The organism is Leucobacter holotrichiae (genome assembly GCF_055791005.1).
In genome coordinates this window covers 120,208-138,336 of the sequence record NZ_JBVUAC010000007.1, presented here as the reverse complement: position 1 = coordinate 138,336, position 18,129 = coordinate 120,208, and the positions used below count along the sequence as shown (strand labels likewise).

At 68.6% G+C, this 18,129-nt stretch carries 14 protein-coding genes; 5 read left to right on the top strand and 9 right to left on the bottom strand.

All coding sequences use genetic code 11. The features are described 5' to 3' along the window. Nucleotides 1-65: 65 nt before the first annotated feature. Nucleotides 66-2,945, top strand: a complete 2,880-nt coding sequence (locus AC0KXF_RS10665; protein WP_473109163.1) for a bifunctional glycosyltransferase/CDP-glycerol:glycerophosphate glycerophosphotransferase — start codon at nucleotides 66-68, stop codon at nucleotides 2,943-2,945. Next, complete coding sequence (locus AC0KXF_RS10660; RefSeq protein WP_473109162.1) at nucleotides 2,942-4,099, top strand: glycosyltransferase; 1,158 nt, start codon at nucleotides 2,942-2,944, stop codon at nucleotides 4,097-4,099. Before AC0KXF_RS10665 ends, AC0KXF_RS10660 begins: the two co-directional genes overlap by 4 nt. Before the next feature lie 69 nt (nucleotides 4,100-4,168). On the opposite strand, the gene AC0KXF_RS10655 is transcribed toward AC0KXF_RS10660, so the two are convergent. From AC0KXF_RS10655 to AC0KXF_RS10630, 6 genes are read right to left on the bottom strand one after another with little or no spacing between them, the layout of a single operon-like run. Further along, entirely contained in the window at nucleotides 4,169-5,341 is a 1,173-nt protein-coding gene (locus AC0KXF_RS10655; RefSeq protein WP_473109161.1) for an ATP-binding cassette domain-containing protein, read from the bottom strand. Further along, nucleotides 5,325-6,191, bottom strand: coding sequence for an ABC transporter permease (locus AC0KXF_RS10650; protein WP_473109160.1), 867 nt, complete (start codon nucleotides 6,189-6,191; stop codon nucleotides 5,325-5,327). The genes AC0KXF_RS10655 and AC0KXF_RS10650 overlap by 17 nt, the downstream gene beginning before the upstream one ends. A gap of 36 nt (nucleotides 6,192-6,227) precedes the next feature. Then, a complete protein-coding gene (locus tag AC0KXF_RS10645) occupies nucleotides 6,228-6,959 on the bottom strand; it encodes a DapH/DapD/GlmU-related protein (protein ID WP_473109159.1) in 732 nt (243 codons plus the stop codon). A gap of 33 nt (nucleotides 6,960-6,992) precedes the next feature. Continuing rightward, nucleotides 6,993-8,969, bottom strand: coding sequence for a DUF6541 family protein (locus AC0KXF_RS10640; protein ID WP_473109158.1), 1,977 nt, complete (start codon nucleotides 8,967-8,969; stop codon nucleotides 6,993-6,995). Next, nucleotides 8,969-9,343 (bottom strand): DUF2304 family protein, encoded by a 375-nt coding sequence (locus AC0KXF_RS10635; protein ID WP_473109157.1) that lies wholly within the window; start codon nucleotides 9,341-9,343, stop codon nucleotides 8,969-8,971. The genes AC0KXF_RS10640 and AC0KXF_RS10635 overlap by 1 nt, the downstream gene beginning before the upstream one ends. Before the next feature lie 7 nt (nucleotides 9,344-9,350). Next, complete coding sequence (locus AC0KXF_RS10630) at nucleotides 9,351-10,046, bottom strand: glycosyltransferase family 2 protein (RefSeq protein WP_473109156.1); 696 nt, start codon at nucleotides 10,044-10,046, stop codon at nucleotides 9,351-9,353. Between the two features lie 60 nt (nucleotides 10,047-10,106). Between AC0KXF_RS10630 and AC0KXF_RS10625 the strand changes: the two genes are divergently transcribed. Further along, nucleotides 10,107-11,219: a DegT/DnrJ/EryC1/StrS family aminotransferase gene (locus AC0KXF_RS10625; RefSeq protein WP_473109155.1), complete on the top strand. Its 1,113-nt coding sequence runs from the start codon at nucleotides 10,107-10,109 to the stop codon at nucleotides 11,217-11,219. Between the two features lie 10 nt (nucleotides 11,220-11,229). Then, the gene (locus tag AC0KXF_RS10620) at nucleotides 11,230-13,026 is read left to right on the top strand and encodes an ABC transporter ATP-binding protein (protein WP_473109154.1); all 1,797 of its coding nucleotides are present in this window, start codon (nucleotides 11,230-11,232) and stop codon (nucleotides 13,024-13,026) included. 16 nt (nucleotides 13,027-13,042) lie between these two features. On the opposite strand, the gene AC0KXF_RS10615 is transcribed toward AC0KXF_RS10620, so the two are convergent. Further along, a complete protein-coding gene (locus AC0KXF_RS10615; protein ID WP_473109153.1) occupies nucleotides 13,043-14,125 on the bottom strand; it encodes a glycosyltransferase in 1,083 nt (360 codons plus the stop codon). A 47-nt stretch (nucleotides 14,126-14,172) separates the two neighbouring features. Then, nucleotides 14,173-15,234, bottom strand: a complete 1,062-nt coding sequence (locus AC0KXF_RS10610) for a glycosyltransferase family 2 protein (protein ID WP_473109152.1) — start codon at nucleotides 15,232-15,234, stop codon at nucleotides 14,173-14,175. Between the two features lie 161 nt (nucleotides 15,235-15,395). On the opposite strand from AC0KXF_RS10610, the gene AC0KXF_RS10605 reads away from it, so the two are divergent. Continuing rightward, a complete protein-coding gene (locus AC0KXF_RS10605) occupies nucleotides 15,396-15,647 on the top strand; it encodes a hypothetical protein (RefSeq protein WP_473109151.1) in 252 nt (83 codons plus the stop codon). Between the two features lie 3 nt (nucleotides 15,648-15,650). Here the strand turns inward: AC0KXF_RS10605 and AC0KXF_RS10600 are convergent, their stop codons facing one another. Further along, nucleotides 15,651-18,128, bottom strand: coding sequence for a glycosyltransferase (locus AC0KXF_RS10600; RefSeq protein WP_473109150.1), 2,478 nt, complete (start codon nucleotides 18,126-18,128; stop codon nucleotides 15,651-15,653). Between the last annotated feature and the right edge of the window lies 1 nt (nucleotide 18,129).

Sequence of the window (18,129 nt, the reverse complement as noted above, 5' to 3'; positions counted from 1 at the left end):
CTGTTCTGATAGCACCAACAACTCTCGGTGCTCAGCAGGGGTACGCGAAGGAGAATTTGCATCGTATGAGCGAAGCAGCCGAGTCTGAGGTGCAGACGTTGGCGAACCCGTACAGCTCCGTCGTGCTCCCCGAGCTGGGCGATGACCGGGTTCCCGATGTGTCCGTGGTCATCATCTGCTACAACGATGCCGAGCACCTGCCGTCGGCGGTCGAGTCGGTGCGCATCCAGACGCTCGAGAACGTCGAGATCCTCATCTGCGACGATCACTCCACGGACGATACCCCCGCCGTTGCGGCCGCTCTGTGCGCCGAGGACAGCCGAATCTCCTACCACCGCCTCGAAGTGAACTCAGGAGGATGCGGAGGGCCGCGTAACCGGGGCATCCGCGAGGCCCGCGGCCGCTACCTCATGTTCCTCGACTCGGACGATCAGCTCGAGCGCCACGCCTGCAAGAACATGATGCTCGCCGCCGAGCGCGACGGGAGCGAACTCGTCACGGGGCTCATGCAGCGGAGGTATCTCGACGGGTCGGGGATCCGCGAGCCGTGGTACGGCTGGCTGTACACCGAGCGTCGCCTGCTGCGGAGCATCGCCGATTTCCCGGAGCTCATCCACGACACGACCGCGACCAACAAGCTGTACAGGCGCGAGTTCTTCGATCGCACGGGTCTGCGGTTCCCCGAGGATATGCACTACGAGGACATCGCCTTCTCCGCAAAGGCCCTCTGCAGCGCTCGGGGGATCAGCGTCATCCCCGAGTACATCTACTTCTGGAACGTGTATCCCTCCGAGACCCGGGAGTCGATCACCAACCAGAGGGATGACGAGAAGAATCTCCGAGACCGCATGTTCGCGATCGATATCGCGCAGTCGGAATACGAGGCCGTATCCGACGAACTGCGCGAGGAGATGGAGCTCAAGATCCTGAAGCACCATCTGCGCCTCTACCTGAACGACATCCCGAAGTACGATGACGAGCGCGCGGCCGCGATCGTCCAGGCGGTGCTGCCGTACGTCGAGAAGATCAACCTCGAGACGGTCGAGAAGCTGAACCTCGGTGAGCGGGCGCTCTACGCGGCCCTGTTCACGGGGGATATCGAGGCCGTCAAACGCTGCATGCTCGTCGGGCGGCACGGTTCCGTCGGCGGCGAGGTGGTCGCGGCCGAGGGCGGTGCGTTCTGGCGGCCGGGTCCCTCGGGCCAGCGTCCCGTCGGATCGCCGATGGCGGCCGCGCTGAGCGATTTCAGCCAGACCCACTACGTCGAGCAGGCGCACACCCAGATCTCGTACGCGTACGTGCTCACCGAGGTCGACGTCGAGAACGACAAGCTCACCCTGCGCGGGATCGCGTCGGATCCGCTCGGCAAATTGAAACTACCGGGAAGCGCGTTGAGGATCGGCCTGCGGAAGCCCGGCGAGGGGACCACCTTCTCCGATTACGTGCCGCTCGTCGCAGCGGGCGACCAGGTCACCTGGAGCGTCGAACTGCCGCTGCCGCGGCGCAATTCATTGAGGGAGCGGGCCGACCGCGAGTTCTACGTCGATACGAGGCTCGCGGGCGGTTCGACGAACTCCGCCCCGCTGCGCATGGCGCCCAGTCTCGAGGGCGAGCTGCAGGCCATCGTCGACCGCACGCTCATGGGACGGCTGCTGCGAGACCGCTGGTCGTTCCAGGCCGGGTTCCGCGACATGGCACTCCTCAAGGTGGATATCTCGCCGTGGGGCGATTTCGTGCGGCGCACGGTGAAGGGAGCCGTCAAGTACCTGCCCGGCCGGAAGTGGATGGCCGCTCGCCTGGACGACCTGCGCAACCCGTACTCCTCGCTCAACCGGGATACCGTCTACCCGCTCATGCGACGGTTCCCGATCAAGGACGACCTGGCGCTGTTCGAGGCGAACATGGGGTCTTCGGTCTTCGACAACCCCCGCGCGGTGTTCGAGCAGCTGAGGCGCAGCAACCCCGAGATCAACGCGGTCTGGGCGGTCAACGGCAACCCGCGGCTCGATGCGGAGCTCGGCTCAGCGCCGCGCGTCCAGCGAGGGTCGATCCGATACCTCTGGATGCTCGCCCGGGCGAAGTACATCGTAGACAACCAGTCGCTGCCCAATTACTTCGTGAAGCGCGACGAGCAGCGGTATCTGCAGACCTGGCACGGCATTCCGTATAAGAAGATCGGCTTCGACCTGGTGCTTACCATGTCCAAGCAGGAGCAGAAGCGGGTGAGTGAGGCGGTGGCCGCCTGGGACGGGCTCGTCTCGCCGAGCGACTACTTCGAAGAGGTCTTCCTTCCCGCCTTCGACTACCACGGTCCGCTCATCCGGGGCGGGTACCCGCGCAACGACGTGCTGCTGCAGCTCGCGCAGCGCAAGCGCGAGCTGCGGGCGAAGCTCGACATCGGGGCGGATCGCAAGGTCGTGCTCTACGCCCCCACGTTCCGCGATGGAACGCGGGGCAAGCGCGATGAGGAGCTGCACTTCGACATCGAGAAATGGGACGAACGGTTCGGCGACGATGTCACCCTGCTCATCCGCTCCCACTACCTCAACCGGTTCTCGATCCCCGAACGCTTCAAGGGCCGCTGCATCGACGTCTCCGACTACGGTGACGTTGCGGAGCTGTATGCCATCTCCGACGTGCTCGTCACGGACTACTCCTCGGTGATGTTCGACTTCGCGCTGCTGGGCAGGCCCATCGTGATCTTCGCACCCGATTACGAGGAGTTCACGACTCAGAGCCGCGGCGCGTACTTCGATCTCTCGGCGAACGCCCCCGGTGCCTTCACTCTGACGGACGAGGAGATGTTCGACGCGGTGCGGGCCGGGCTGAGCGCCGACACCGCTTCCGCCGAGCTCCTCGATTTCCGGCGGAAGTTCTGCGGGCAAGAGGACGGGCGCGCCTCGGAACGCGCGGTGCAGTTCTTGCTGAGTGGAGGGAACTCATGAGGAAACCGTCGCGCATCATCTTCGTTCAGAATCGACTCGATGATCTCGGGGGCGTCTCTCGCTGGTGCGCGACGATCTCGGCGGAACTGCTCGAGCGCGGATACTCGGTCGAGATCGGCGGCGTCGTGCCGGCCCCCGATGACGAGCGCGCCGGCTACTACTCGGATGCCATCCGCACCTGGACGCTCTCGCCCGGGGCTCGGCCGCACCCTGACGATTATGGCTCATTCTTCGGAAGGAGCCGGTTCAACCGGGCTGAGAGCCGTTTCCAGCACGGTGTCAGGAGCAGCGCGAGGAAGATCCTTCGCGGTTACGGACACGACGATCTGATGATCTTCACCCAGATCTTCGCCAGGGAGAGCTTCGCCCCCGCCTTCGGCGACCTGGAGTTCCGGGACCGCCCGAGAACGATCGGGCAGTACCACAGCTCGTTCTCCCTGGCGACGGCTGACGGTGACCGGAGACGGGCGCTCGACGCCTACCGCAACGACGATCTCTTCTCGTGCCTGACTCCCGAGGACGCCGAGCTCTTCACGCGCTACGGCCTCAACAACTCGATATCGGTCGACAACCCGGTGACGCTGCCGGGACAAGCGAGCACGGCGGCCCTCGAAGCCCCCATCGCGGTGTCGCTCAGCCGCTACGACTCCATCAAACAGGTGGACCACATGGTGAAGGCCTGGGCGCTCGTGCACCGCGAAGCCCCCGAGTGGCAGCTCCATCTGTACGGCAGCGGTCCGCTCGAGGACGAACTGCGGCAGGAGATCGTCGACGCCGGGCTCGACGGCAGCGTGCATCTCATGGGACCCACCGATCGGCCGGCCGAGGTGCTCTCGAACGCCAGTATCTCGCTGAACAGTTCGAGACACGAGGGTTTCGGGCTGGCGCTCGGCGAGGCCGCGCTGCTCGGCGTGCCGAGCGTGGCCTACGCGTGCAGCCCCGGTGTGGAAGAGGTCGTCCGCGACGGGAAGACCGGCGTGGTGGTGCCCGCGAACGACGTGAGTGCCCTGGCGCACGGCATTCTCTCGCTGATCCGAGACCCGCAGCTGCGCCGGCAGTACGGTGCCGCCGCTCGCGAATACGTGAGCGGGCGCTTCGGAGTGCAGCGCGTGGTCGACCAGTGGGAGCGCGTGTTCGAGAACGTCTACCGCTGAGCCGCCGCACGAAGCGACACGTTCGAGCCCCGGCGCCGGATCGGATGACGCCGGGGCTCGAGTCGTTCTTCAGCTCAGGGACGGTGCGGGCTGCGCGTCCGGCTGCTCTCGAGGAGCGAAGGTGAGGCCGTCCTCGAGGGTGAAGGTGGCCGTTCCGTTCTGGAAGTCCAGCATCCGCGGCTTGTCGTCCTCGAGCCACCCCCCGTACGGATGGCCGGCGAGGTAGCCCCACGGACCCGTCGGACCGCCGTGCTTGAGGTACGAGGTGAGGAAGATGTCTCTCGTGAGGCCCACGGTGCGGCGCTCGTCGCCGTCGAGGTACGAAGTGATGATGCCCCACTGGAACTCCTGGTACGAGCCGCCGCCGTTGGCGTCGGTCTCGATCCGCGGGCCCAGGGGCTTGCCGAACCTGCCGGGCTTCTCGAGGTAGACCTCGGCGAAGTCGCCGGTGATCGGGAAGCGGTCGTCGTCGGCCGACGAGGAGTCGGCGGCCGCGCCGTTGAGGTGCAGCACGGCCTCCTCGATCGGCCCGTCGAACACGATGCGCCCGTGGTCGAGCACGACGCCCCGCTCGCAGAGGCGGCGCACCTGGGAGACGCTGTGGCTGACGATGAACATCGTCTTGCCCTGCTCGCGCATCTCCATCATCTTCTGGTCGCACTTCTGCCTGAACTGCGCGTCGCCGACCGAGAGTACCTCGTCGACGAGCAGCACGTCGACCTCGGTGTGCACGGCGACGGAGAACCCGAGGCGGGCGTACATGCCCGACGAGTACCGCTTCACCTCGGTGTCGATGAACTCCCCGATCTCGGAGAACTCGAGGATGCTCTCGAAGCGCTCGTCGGTCTCCTCTTTCGACATGCCGAGGATCGCCGCGTTCAGGTAGACGTTCTGCCGCCCTGAGAGGTCGGGATGGAAGCCGGCGCCGACCTCGAGGAGGCCCGCGATTCGACCGCGGGTGCGCACCCAGCCCTGGTCGGGGCGGAGCACGCCGGAGAGCAGCTTGAGGGTCGTCGATTTGCCCGAGCCGTTCCGGCCCATGATCGCGATCGACTCGCCCTCGGCGACCTGGAGGCTGAGGTGATCGACCGCGTTGAAGCTCGTCTTGAGCTGCTTGCGCTTCAACCAGGCCACGAACGACTCCTTGAAGGAGTGCGTGTGGTTGATGTTGAAGGACTTGCAGACGTCTTCGAAGACGATCGCCGGCTTGCGGTTGTCTTCGTGGTCAGAGGCGTTGGGCAAAGGACCCCTCCAGCTTGCGGAATACGAACTGGCCGAGCACGAGCGTGAAGATCGTCAGGCCGATGCCGATGAACGTGTTGATCAGGAGGTCGCCGGGCCTCGGCACGTCGGGGGCCAGCGGATGCCAGAAGACGTCGTGGAAGAGCTCTACCGCGGTGGTCATCGGGTTCGCCATGAACAGGTGGTAGAGCCACGAGGGCGCCCGCTCGTACACCATGGTCCACGAGTACAGCACCGGGGATGCCCAGGTGGAGAACATGAGGATGAGGTCGACGAAGTTCCTCGCGTCGCGGTACGCGACGTTGATCGCTCCGAAGAACAGGCCCAGGCCGAGCGCGAACAGCACGATGATCGCGACGCCGATGATGAAGGCGAGGACCTGCAGCCAGCTGACCGTCCAACCGCACAGCAGCACCACCACGAGCAGCAGCACCGCCTGCGGGAGGAAGTGGACGAGGGCGACGCCGACGGCGGAGACGGGGAACAGTTCGCGCGGCAGATAGATCTTCTGCACGAGGGCGCGGTTGTCGACGATGGCGCTCGTGGTGTTGCGCAGCACCTCTCCGAACAGGTTGACGGCGACGATCCCCGCGAACAGATAGATGGGGAAGAACGCGATGTCGCGGTGGGCCTGCATGATGACCCCGATGACGAGGTAGTACATGAGGAACTGGGCGCCGGGGCGGATGTACGACCAGACCCAGCCGAGCACCGAGCCGTAGTATCGCGTCGCGATCCCCTTGTTGAGGAGCAGCGACAGCAGATACCGATGGCGGAATACATCGATGAGCCCCTTGCTCTTACCCGGAGTGTCGAACTCGGGATCGTTGAGCGCTGAGTATTGGGTCACGAACGTGAAGTTTACCTCTTCATCCAGGGCGTCTGCTCAAGAGGCCAGGGCGGTGGCCACCGGGCGCAGTCCGGCTTGGGAGGCCCACCAGGTCGCGATGCCGCTCAGCGTTCCGAGCTCCGACGATCCCGGATCAGCATCGGTGAGGAGATCCCCCGAGCGGTAGCGCGCGAGCAGCACCTCGGCGAGGCGGGGATCGTGCCCGGCTCGCTCGAGACCCACCGCGTTCACGCCCGCGAGGCGGGGCGGCGTGCCGTAGACCTTCGCGAACGGGGGCACATCGCGGGTGACGGGGGTGCCCATGCCGACCATGGCGCCGGGGGCGATGATGCGGCGCTGGTGCACGACGGCGTTCATGCCGATGTTCACCCGATCCCCGATCATGCAGTGGCCGCCGATCGAGACACCGGCCGAGACGGTCGCATCGTCGCCCAGGAGCACGTCGTGAGCCAGGTAGGCGCGATTCAGCACCCAGCTGCGGGCACCCACGGCGGTCTCCCGGTAGGTGCCCTGATGGATCACGGCCCCCTCGCGGATCACCGCGCCCGACCGGATGCGCACCCCCGCGTGCTGCAGGTCGCCGCTCCAGGCGGCGTTCTGGGGCAGGTTCGACATCTCGGGCGGAGCGCCGATCTGGGCCCCCGGCCCGATCCAGACGTCGTCCTCGATCGTGCAGGGGCCGAGGACCACGGCCCCCGGCCCGATCTTCACGTTGCTGCCGAGGGTGACGCCCTCGCCGATGACCGCGTGGGGGCTGATATCGCTCATGGCATCGAGCTTAGTGCGCGCGCCGCGCGCTCCTCAGCAGGAGACGCGGTAGAGCGCCGCCTCTCCCTCGCGGTCGATCTCGGTGAGGATCGGGGAGCGTTCGAGACCCTTCATCTGCTCGAAGGGCCCCTCGCGCGTCGGATCGTTCTCGAAGATGTAATCGGTACCGAAGTCGAGCACGTACTCGACGCCGACCTCGGCCGAGAGCGCGCAGGCGGCCGCGGGGTCGGGCACGAGGGCGCCGACGAACTCGTAGTAGCGCGGATCGTAGGTGCCGTTGGCGTGGGGGAAGAACACCGAGCGATCGGCCAGCGCGTATGCCAGGGCGCTGCCGTTGAGCGGATTGTTCGCGATCAGCGCGTCCTCGGGCACCTCCGAGGGCAGACGCTCGAGGAGTCGCAGCTCGTCGGTGCTGAGCGACGTGCCCTTCTCTGCGTCGTAGCGCACCTGCACCTCTCGCAGTGCCGAGTCGCTGCCCGCCTGCCCCAGCGCGACGAGGAAGACGAGAGCTGCGGCTGTCAGGCCCCGCGCTGCTCGGCGGGGGCGGGCCGAGAACGATGCGGAGAGACGCCGCAGGCCCGGCCTGAGCATGGCCCACCCGGCTGATGCGCCGAGCATGGCCAGCGGGAAGGCGCCGAAGGGCACGAGCGAGGCGAGCCTGCGGGGGTCGTTGTACCAGGGGTTCAGGAAGAGCGTGCGCCAGTCGGAGGACGGGAAGCCGTCTGCCATGAGGTAGAACACAGCGAGAGCCGCTGCGCTGCCGACGGCCCAGCGCAGCGGCCGGAAGCGCCAGGCGAGCGCGGTGCCGAGCAGCACGAGCGCGGAGACCGCCCAGGCGTGGCCCTCCAGGTATGGCGTGCCCCCGAGGATCTCGAGGGCGGCTCGCTTCGGTCCGTAGAAGCCCTCCCACTTGTTATCGCTGGTACGCCCCGCGATCCACGCCACGGCGGCGAACGCGACGAAGGCGATCACCCCGATCGCGGCGCCGACGCTGCGCGCCCAACGGGGGAACCGGCTCGACGCGCGCTGGCCGCCGGACCCGGCGACAGCACCCCCGCGCCAGGCGCGCACCGCCGCGAACAGCACCGGGAATGCGGCCCACACCAGCAGAGTGTGGAGCGCGCTGGGGTGCGCGAGCACGGCGGCCCCGAGCGCACCGAGCAGCAGCAACCAGCGGGTCGCGCTCTGCAGCGGCATCGCCCGGCGGGCGGGGCCCAGGTTCAGCAGCTGCAGCACCGCCACGAACAGGAACGGCAGCAGCGCGAGCGAGAGCAGGTTGGGGTAGAGCACCCCGTAGCCCGTGAGGAACAGCGGGAAGTTCGCGAACGCCGCCGAGAGCGCCCCCGAGATCGCGGTCACCCGCGTGCTCGGGCCGCCGATCGCGCGCCCGAGGGCGACGGCGCCGATCGGCCAGACCACGGCGGCGACGGCGAGAAGCGCGCCGTTGGTCGCGAGCGGGATCGTGGCGCCGCTCAGCTGCGCCACGAGCGCGACGTAGGCGTGCCAGAGCGTCGGGTAGAAGACCGGTGCTCCCGGAGAGATGAGATCCACGGCCAGTGGCGTCGCCGACCCCGAATCGAGGATGTCGCGCACCTCGTTGAGGTGGAAGATCGCGTCGAAGGTCTGAGACACCGCTCCGGGGGATCCGAGCCCCGCGAGCACTGAGAGCGCGATCGCGCCTCCGCCGACGGCGGCCGCTCCGACCGGCAGCCAGAAGGATCTCGCGAAGGATCCGGCGCCGTCCGCGCGGACGGGGCCGATCCACCGGCGGAGCACGAGCAGTACGAGCGCGAGCGCGAGCGCGCAGCCGAGGGCCGGTAGCAGCGACCAGCCGAGTCCGGTGAACGGGGCTGCGATGCTCGCGAGCGCGAGGGCCGCGAATCCCGCGGGGATCGCCACGACGGCCGCGGTGAACCCGCGCAGGCGGAGCGCGAGCGCCGCCGGGGCGCCGAGCACGGCGATGATCGCGACGGCGATCAGGGACGCGGCGGCGAGCGAGAGCCAGGCCATCACGGGGCGGCGCCCTCGTCGCCGTCCCGACGGTCGTTCTGCTCGCGGATGCGCGCCTCCATGAGTGCGACCGCTCGCGCGAGGTCGGTGACCCTGGCATCGGTGCGGGCCTTCGCGCGCACGACCGCGACCGCGAATGCGATCAGCGCCACGATGAAGAGGTAGAGCAGCAGGTCGGTGCCGCGACCGATGCCGAAGAAGTGCGCGACGTGCGTGAGCATGCCGGGGAAGAGGATCGCGGCGACAGCCGCGACGACGAAGACGATGGCGAAGAGGCGTTTGAGGGCGAGGGAGCGCTCGCCCGGGATGAATCGCAGGGCGAACGCCGCCGCCACGAAGACCGCCACGATGAGCAGGAGCTGGAAGAGAGTCATGGGGCGCCTAACGGATGATGAGGTCCACGAGGATGTTCACGGAGTTGAGCAGCGACTGCCCCTTGGCCTTCGAGTAGTCGCTGTAGATGACCTCGACGGGTTGCTCGGCGTAGGGCAGGCCGGTCTTGCCGAGCTGCACGACGATCTCGGTGCCGTGCGCCATTCGATCCTGCCTCAGCTTGATCATGCGCAGCGCGTCGTCGCGGATCACGCGCAGCCCGTTGTGGGCGTCGGTGAGGCGCGTGTGCGTCGTGAGATTGGTCACCCAGACGGCGGTCTTCAGCACGATCCTCTTGAGCACGCCGGGGTCGGTGCGGTCGTCGAGGAATCGGGATCCGAACACGATCGCCAGATCCTCCGCTCGGGCCCGCTCGAGCATCGCCGCTGCGTCTTCGACGCGATGCTGGCCGTCGGCGTCGAACGTGACCACATAGCGCGCCCCGCGCTCGAGCGCGTACTCGAAACCCGTCTGCAGGGCAGCGCCCTGACCGAGATTGATCGGGTGGGTGACGAGGTGCGCGCCCGCGGCGCCGGCGATGGCCCCGGAGCCGTCGCGGGACCCGTCGTCGACGCACACGACCTGCGGAAACAGGGGCAGCAACCCCCGCACCACCTCCGCGATCACGGTCGCCTCGTTGTACAGCGGAATGACCACCCAGGTGTCGGCGGCAGGGGGGCGCTCACCCGCAGGTTCGAGGGACATACATGTATTCTGACAGATAGGACTAGCGCGCTTTCTGGGGCGCGCGAAAGGTGTGTTTCTATGTCGACCGACTTCATTCCCGCAGCCAAGCCGATCGTCGGCGACGAGGAGCGAGAGGCAGTCGATCGGGTGCTGCGCTCGGGCATGATCGCGCAGGGCCCCGAGGTGGCCTCGTTCGAGCGGGAGTTCGCCGACCACTTCGTCGGGGGCCGCGACGTGGTCGCGGTGAACTCGGGCACCAGCGGTCAGCACCTCGGCCTGATCGCAGCGGGGGTCGGTCCCGGCGACGAGGTCATCGTGCCCTCCTTCACCTTCGCGGCGACTGGCAACTCGGTGGCGCTCACGGGTGCGACTCCCGTGTTCGTCGACATCGAGCCGGACTACTTCACCCTCGACCCTGAGGCGGTGCGCGCGGCCATCACCCCGCGCACGAAGGGCATCATGCCCGTGCACCTCTACGGTCACCCGTTCCTGGTCGACCGGATCGAGGCGATCGCCCGCGAGCACGGCCTCGCGATCTACGAGGACGCGGCACAGGCGCACGGCGCCTCCTGGAACGGCCGCCCGGTCGGCACCATCGGCGACTTCGCCATGTTCAGCCTGTACCCGACGAAGAACATGACGTCCGGCGAGGGCGGCATGGTGTCGTGCGCGAACGGCGAGATCGCCCGCAACGTGCGTCTGCTGCGCAACCAGGGCATGGAGAAGCAGTACGAGAACGAGGTCATCGGCTTCAACGCCCGCATGACCGATATCCACGCCGCGATCGGGCGCGTGCAGCTCACGAAGGTCGATGGCTGGACCGCGCAGCGGCAGCGCAACGCCGCCGCGCTGAACGAGGGGCTCGCCGGTCTCGCCGGCGTGCAGACCCCGAAGGTCGCCGAGGGGGCCGTGCACGTCTACCACCAGTACACCGTGCGTCTCGACGCGGGCGAGCGCGACCGCATCCACACCGCACTCAAGGAGGAGTACGGGGTCGGATCGGGCGTCTACTATCCGATCCCGAATCACCGCCTGCCCTCGCTGACGAAGTTCGCGCCCGGCCTCGACCTCCCCGAGACCGAGCGCGCAGCGCGCGAGGTGCTCTCGCTGCCCGTGCACCCCTCGCTCACCGAGGGCGACCTCGAGCGCATCGTCGCGGCCGTCACCGCCGTGGTGAACGCCGGCGCCTGATCCTCACCGCATGAAACAGATCTGGATCACCCTCCGGCAGCTCCTCCCGCTCCTCCCCAAGGGCGCGCAGCGCTACTTCGCCATGTACATGGCGGTGACGAGCGTCATCACGATCCTCGACGCGATCGGGATCACGATGCTCATGATCGTGATCCAGCCCGCCATCACGGGAGCGCCGATCAAGCTGCCGGTGATCGGCGCCCTCTCACCAGAGGTCGCTCCCGTGCTCGTGCTCATCTCGCTCGCGCTCATGGTGACGAAGTCGGTGCTGAACATCGTGCTCCAGTGGTTCGCGACGCGGCGCTTCGCGCAGTACGAGCTCGCGATCGGCGACCGTCTGTTCCGGGCGTACATCGGCTCGAGCTGGGAAGAGCGCTCGAAGCGCTCCGTCGCCGAGATCACGCGCATCGCCGACGCCGGCATCGCGAACACCATGGCCGGCTTCATCCTGCCGATCATGCGCCTGCCGAGCTTCCTCTTCACCTTCCTGTTCGCCCTCGGCGCGCTCGTGGTCTCGAACCCCGCGACCTCGGCGATCGCCCTCGTCTACCTGTCGCTCGTCACCCTGCTCGTGCACTTCGTCGTCACGAGGAAGGCGCTCGAGGCGGGCCAGGTGAACCTCGACTACAGCTACCGCGTGGCGAACCTCATGACAGAGATGATCGAGGCGCTCAAGGAGCTCAGTCTGCGCAATCGGTTGAGCGAGGTGGCGGATCTCGTGACCGACAACCGCCGCCACAGCACTCGGGCGCGCGCCAACGGCTCGTTCCTCGGCATCCTGCCCGGTTTCGCGTTCGAGGCCGCCCTCATCGGCGGCATCGTGCTCATCGGCGGTTTCGCGTATTTCCAGGGCGGCATGACCGCGGCGCTCACCGCCGTGGCCGCGTTCGCCGTGGCGGGCGTGCGCCTCATCCCGGCGATCACGGGGCTGCAGGGCGGCATCGTGCAGGCTACCGCCAGCATTCCGGGCGCGAACGACGTCGTGGGCGACCTCATTGCCGCCGAGCGCGACATGGAGACCTCGCAGACGCCGGCCGACACCGCCGAACTCGCGGAACGCCCGAAGCGGCTGCGTCTCGACGACGTGCGCTTCCGGTACCCGGGCGCCGACGCCGACGTGATCCGCGGCATGTCCCTCGAGATCCCGCTCGGCAGCTCGGTCGGCATCGTCGGCCCCTCGGGTGCCGGCAAGTCGACCCTCATCGACCTGCTGCTCGGTCTCAGCCAGCCCTCATCGGGCGCCATCGAACTCGACGGCGAGCCCCTGCGGTCGGTGCTGCGGCAGTGGCGCGGCCGCGTCGGCTACGTGCCGCAGCGAGTGGCGCTGTTCGACGGCAGCATCGCGCAGAACGTGGCGCTCACCTGGACCGACGCCGAGATCGATCGCGACCGCGTGGAGTACGCGCTGAAGCGCGCGCAGCTCGGGTCGCTCATCGCCGACCGTGCGAACGGCATCGACGAGCGCATCGGCGAGCGCGGCGTCTCGCTCTCGGGCGGGCAGCAGCAGCGGCTCGGGATCGCCCGCGCGCTCTACACCGACCCGCTCGTGCTGGTGCTCGACGAGGCCACGAGCTCGCTCGACACGAAGACCGAGGACGAGGTGACGAAGTCGATCAAGCAGCTGCAGGGCGAGGTGACGCTCATCTCGGTGGCGCACCGCCTCTCCACGATCAAGGACTACGACCGCGTCTGCTATCTCGACGAGGGCGTGATCGTGGCGCAGGGCACCTTCGCCGAGGTCGCGCGCCAGCACCCCGCGTTCGGCGAGCAGGTCGCGCTGGCCGGTCTCGCGGGGGAGGTGCAGTAGGGCGAAGGCGACGGCTTCAGGCCCGCTTCATCACGCGGTAACCGGCGAACAGCGTGCGGAACGGCGCCTGCGGATGCAGCGCGTAGAAGAGGTTGCGGGTGAGCAGCGAAGCCGGGGAGAGGTAGGCGTGACGCGCCTCGAGGGCGGCGATGATGCGCTCGGGGGTGGCTGCGGGATCGCGCAGCGCGTCGAAGACCGCGTGGTCGGCCCGCGAGAGCAGCCGTCCCACCCGGGGGGCCAGCCGTTGGAAGTGATGGAGCAGGCCGAGCAGCTCCTCGCGGTGCTCGGCGAGGTCTTCCGCGGTGCGCACTCGGGCGAGGATCGCGTCGAAGACATGGATGCGCACGAGCTTCGCGATGATCGAGGTGCGATCCGCGAGGGGAGCCTCCGCGAACCATGGCAGGCTCTCCAGCTCGTCCATGAACGCGAAATCCTGCGCGACGGGGCGAGCCGAGAAGGTGACGCGGTCGCCGGCGTCGTCGTTGATGACGTAGGCCGGGCCGTCGAGATCGTAGGCCAGTGCGCCGCTGGTGAACCAGACGGTGAGCGAGTACGTGAGATCCTCACCCGATGCGAGGCCCTCGGTAAGCCGGAGCTCCCCGAAGCGCTCCCTGCTGATGAGGCCGAGGGGCGCACTGCGGTAGGCGAGGCGGTCCTTGCGGGGGTGGAGCCGGCGGGTGCGTCGTCCGCCGCGCACGGGAGGGTAGGGGTCGGTCGATCCCGTCGCGAGCCGAATGCGGGCGAGCACGGCGTCGGCGCCGGTCTCGCGCTGCAGCGCGAGCCAGGAGTCGACGGCGCCCGGGGCGAGCTCGTCGTCGGAGCCCATCAGCGAGATGAACGGCGCCGTCGACGAGGCGAAGCCGTGGTTCATCGGGCCGGCCGGCGAGTGGATGCCGTCGGCGAGGTGCAGCAGGCGCAGCCGGGGATCGTCGGCGTACGCTCCGAGGTTCTCGCGAATGATCTCGGGGTCGATGTTGTGCGCGACGACGTTCACGCGCACGGGCGCCCGGGTGTGGTCGAGCACCGAGGCGGCGGCGCGGGCGACGGGTCGAGTGCGCGAGTGGACGGCGATGGTGAGGTCGACGAGCGGCTCGGTCATGCTTCGATGCTAGTGCCCTCCGCGACGTGAACCGGCGGGAGCGACCCTCACACCGTCATATCGCGCAGGGTACGACGCGGCCCCTGGCGGTGCAGCGAGAGCAGGGGATTGCGGGTCAGGATCGCGTCGACGCCGCCGAGCCAGCGCGCCTCGAGCAGCGACATCACGAGCGCGGCGTCGGAGTCGTGGCTCAGGGTCGCGTCGATCGCGGCTCGATCGCGGCGGGAGAGGAGGGCGAGGGATCCGGGCGCCATGCCCTCGATGCGCCGCACCAGCGCCGCGAACTCCTGGCGGTGCGCCGCGAGCCCTCCCTCGCCGTGCAACCGGGCGAGCACCGCGTCGAAGAAGTGGAGCCTGAACACCTTCACCCCGAACACTCGCCGCTGACGGCGGCTCAGGCGGCGGAACCACTCTCCCTCGGCCACGACCTCGAGGAAGGCGAAGTCCTCATCGAGGCTGCGCCGCACCGCGGTCACCCGGTCTTCCGCGTCATCGCCGAAGACGTAGGCCGGCCCGTGGCGATCGTAGGCGATCGAGGCGCCGCTGAACCAGATCCGCGCGGAGAGCTCGAGATCCTCACCCGAGGCCAGACCGGGTGTGTACCGGAGGTCGTCGAAACGGGTGCGGGAGAGGAGGCCGACGGGCTCGTTGCGGTAGGGGAGCCGATCGATGACGGGGTCGAGGTTCCGCGTGCGCCCCGGTCGGGTCGGGGGCAGCGGATCCGGTGCATCCGATCCCGCGCGCTCGATACGCGCGAGCACCGCCTCAGCCCCGGACGACGCGAACGCGAGCCAGGAGTCGAGCGCTCCGGGCCGCAGCGTGTCGTCGGAGTCGAGGAACGAGAGGTAGGGTGCCGAGGCGTGATCGATGCCGTGGTTGCGGGGGCCGGCGGGGGAGCGGATCCCGTCGTGCAGTTCGAGCAGATCGACTCCGGGGTGATCCGCGAACTCCCCGAGGGCGGCGCGGATGCTCTCGGGGTCGGTGTTGTGGGCGACCACGATCACGCGCACGGGTGCGGCCGTCGCGTCGAGAACCGAAGCGACGGCGCGCGCCACGGGCCGTGCCGGCGAGTGCACGGGAATGATGACGTCGACGGTGTGCTCGCTCACGACGCTCATACTACTGGTCTTGATATGGCACGGATACGTCGCTCACAGGAGCCTGTACATGGCAGTTATCCACAGTTTCTGTTCTCCAGCTTCGCGCCGGAGCGGAGCGTCGTATATTCATTGGAGATCCCGCGCTCATGGGTGAGAATGGAGGTGTGTACGTGTCCGGTGAGATGATCACGATCGTGCTCAGCGCGCTCGGTTTGATCCTTGCGCTCGCGGGTGGATTCGGCTGGTTGATCCACCGGATCGACGGGGTGCGAGACGAGATCGACGGGGTGCGCGACGAGATCGTCGAGGTGAAGCTTTCCGTCGCGGAGGTGAAGATCTCCGTCGCTCGGCTCGAGGGAAGAATGGACGCCTGCAGCGGGCTCTCGACCGAAAGGCGGCCGGCCGGTCTGCAGCTGAAGTGAGCGTCAGCGCCCTGAAGAGCGTTCGATCCAGCCGTCGATGAGCGCTCGCGCGCTGGCCTCGCCCGAGTGCACCCTGCGTACGAACGGGGGGCCTGCCGCGGCGATACTCCTGGAGCGATCCGGATCCCGGATCAGCGCCTCGACTACCTCGCGGAGCGTGTCCGGGGTCGCCTCGACGATGGGCAGCTCGATCCCGAAGTCGCGCAGCACCCGCTCGCGCACGAAGGGCAGCACGTGCCCCACCACGATCCTGCCGGCGGCCATCGCCTCGCACGCGGCGACCCCGTAGGAGCCCAGCCTGAACTGGTCGAGCACGATATCAGCGGCTGAGAAGACACGGGGCATCTCACTCGTCGGCACGGCCATGACGAGCTCGTACTCGACCAGTCCCTCGGCGACGAGCTCCGCGAGAGCGGGCTCGATGCGGTCGCTGCCCTTCTGCACCGCATTGCTCGACGCATGGATGACGCGCGCGGGGCCGCCGGTCAGCACCGGCCCGTCGCTCGCGAATCGCTCGGGGTCGACCACCACCGGACACCACGAGGCCGAGGGTACCTCGACGGCGAGATCAGGGGTTGAGATGAAGGTCGGGCGAGGCAGGCGCCCGAGCAGTGCGAGGTTCTCGCGGGCGTCCTCGCGGAGGTCGTCGACCCTCGGGTCGTCGAGATAGGGCGACCACGGGGTGAGCTCCATGTGGCGATCGGGATCGCGCACATCGGTTCCGTGGCAGAGGAACGCGACGGAGATCCCCTCCGCCTCGAGCGCCGCGATCTCGGCCTCGAGATCGCGCCCGAACCGCTTGCCGAACATCGAGCGCTCGGCCTCGACGAGCACGTGCGTGAAGCGCCGCGCGGCTTCCCACTCGGCCTCCGCCCACTCCGATGATGCGTTGACCGCGGCGATCGGCACCAGGGTGTCGGCGGGGAACGCGAAGCCGCCGGGCAGCTCGACCGCCATGTTGCGCGCCGCGATCCGCGAGTCCGCGGCCTCGAGCGCGCGGCCCCAGAGATGTCCCTGACCCGCGTAGTTCGTGGGGGCGATGTAGACGCGCACGTCGGCCTCGGGCACGGTCGTGACGGGCGCCGACCCACCGCCCAGCAGCCGACCGGCGAGCCGACCGACGAGACCGTCGGGGTTGCGCGCCGCCGACTCCATGGTGCGCTGCGCCCAGCGCGGCATCTTGGAGCGATGCTTCACCGCCCAGTTCGCGATGGCGCCGAAGAAGCCGCTCATGCCCGGTCTCGTCTTCTGCTCGCCGGAGGCAGCCGGGCCTTCGGAGGTGGGGTTCTCGCCCGAGCCGTCAGGAGCGGAGCCGCCGTGGGCGGCTGCCGCCCCGCCGCCGACGCGTACGACCGTGTCGGCTACGCGCTCGCTGACCGAGCGCATGGAGTGGTGCGCGGCGGTCCACGCGGCCACCTGCCGGCGCTGCGCCGGAGTGCGCGGGTGATCCGCGATGTTCCGCATCGCCTCGGCGATCGCGGCCGGCGAATAGTCGACGGCGACCCCCACCGGCGCCTCGGCCGCGGCTCGCTCGATGAACGGCGCAGTGGGGCCCGGGCCGGCGAAGATGACCGGGCACCCCGTCGCGAGCGAGGAGTACGCCTTCGACGTGAACGCGTACTCGTAGCCGCCGCCCGGCCGCAGCGTCGCGAGGCTCGCGAGCGCCGACGCCAGCTGCGGGCGCAGCTCCTCGGCCGGCACCGCCTCCGCGAACTCGACCGCTGCGCCGATGCCGAGGTTCTCTGCGCGCTGCCGCATGGACTCCTGCTCGGTGCTGTTGCCGATGAAGCGCAGCCGATACCCGGGATGTGTGCGAGAGAACTCGGCGAACGCGTCGACCAGCACCTCGGCGCCGTGGAGGGGAGTGTAGGTGCCTGCGTAGATGAAGGTGCGTTCGATCTCGCGATCCTCGTATCCGAACACCTCGATGTCGGCGCCGAAACCGGTCACCGCGATCGGCGACCGCACCCCGAGTGCGCGCACGCGATCCACGACTCCCTGCGAGATCGTGACCATCGAGGCCGCACCGCGCATCGCGAACGTCTCGAGCCACCGCAGCACCCTGACCACGAGCCCCGAACTCGTCGCGTGGCCCGCCGCGTCCGACCAGATGTCGGCGGCGTCGTAGACGTAGGGGATGCGGCGGATCGCGCAGACCACCCGCACGACCGCGCCGGTGGTGGGCGGCGGCTCCACGAACACCGCCGCGGGGCGCTTCGCGAACAGCAGCCGGAACGCGAGCGGGATGTCGAAGCTCATGTACTGCACGTAACCGCGCACGTAACCGCTCGCGTCGCGCAGCACCGGGAAGGTCCTGATCCGCTCGCCGCGCGAACCCTCGCCCTGACCGGGCAGAGGCTTCGCGGTGAGCACCTCGACCTCGTGCCCCGCGCTCGTGAGCGCATCGGCCACGCCGCCGAGGAAGAACGATGCGGCCGAGGGCTCGGGGCGGTAGATGCGGGAGACGATGAGGAAGCGCACG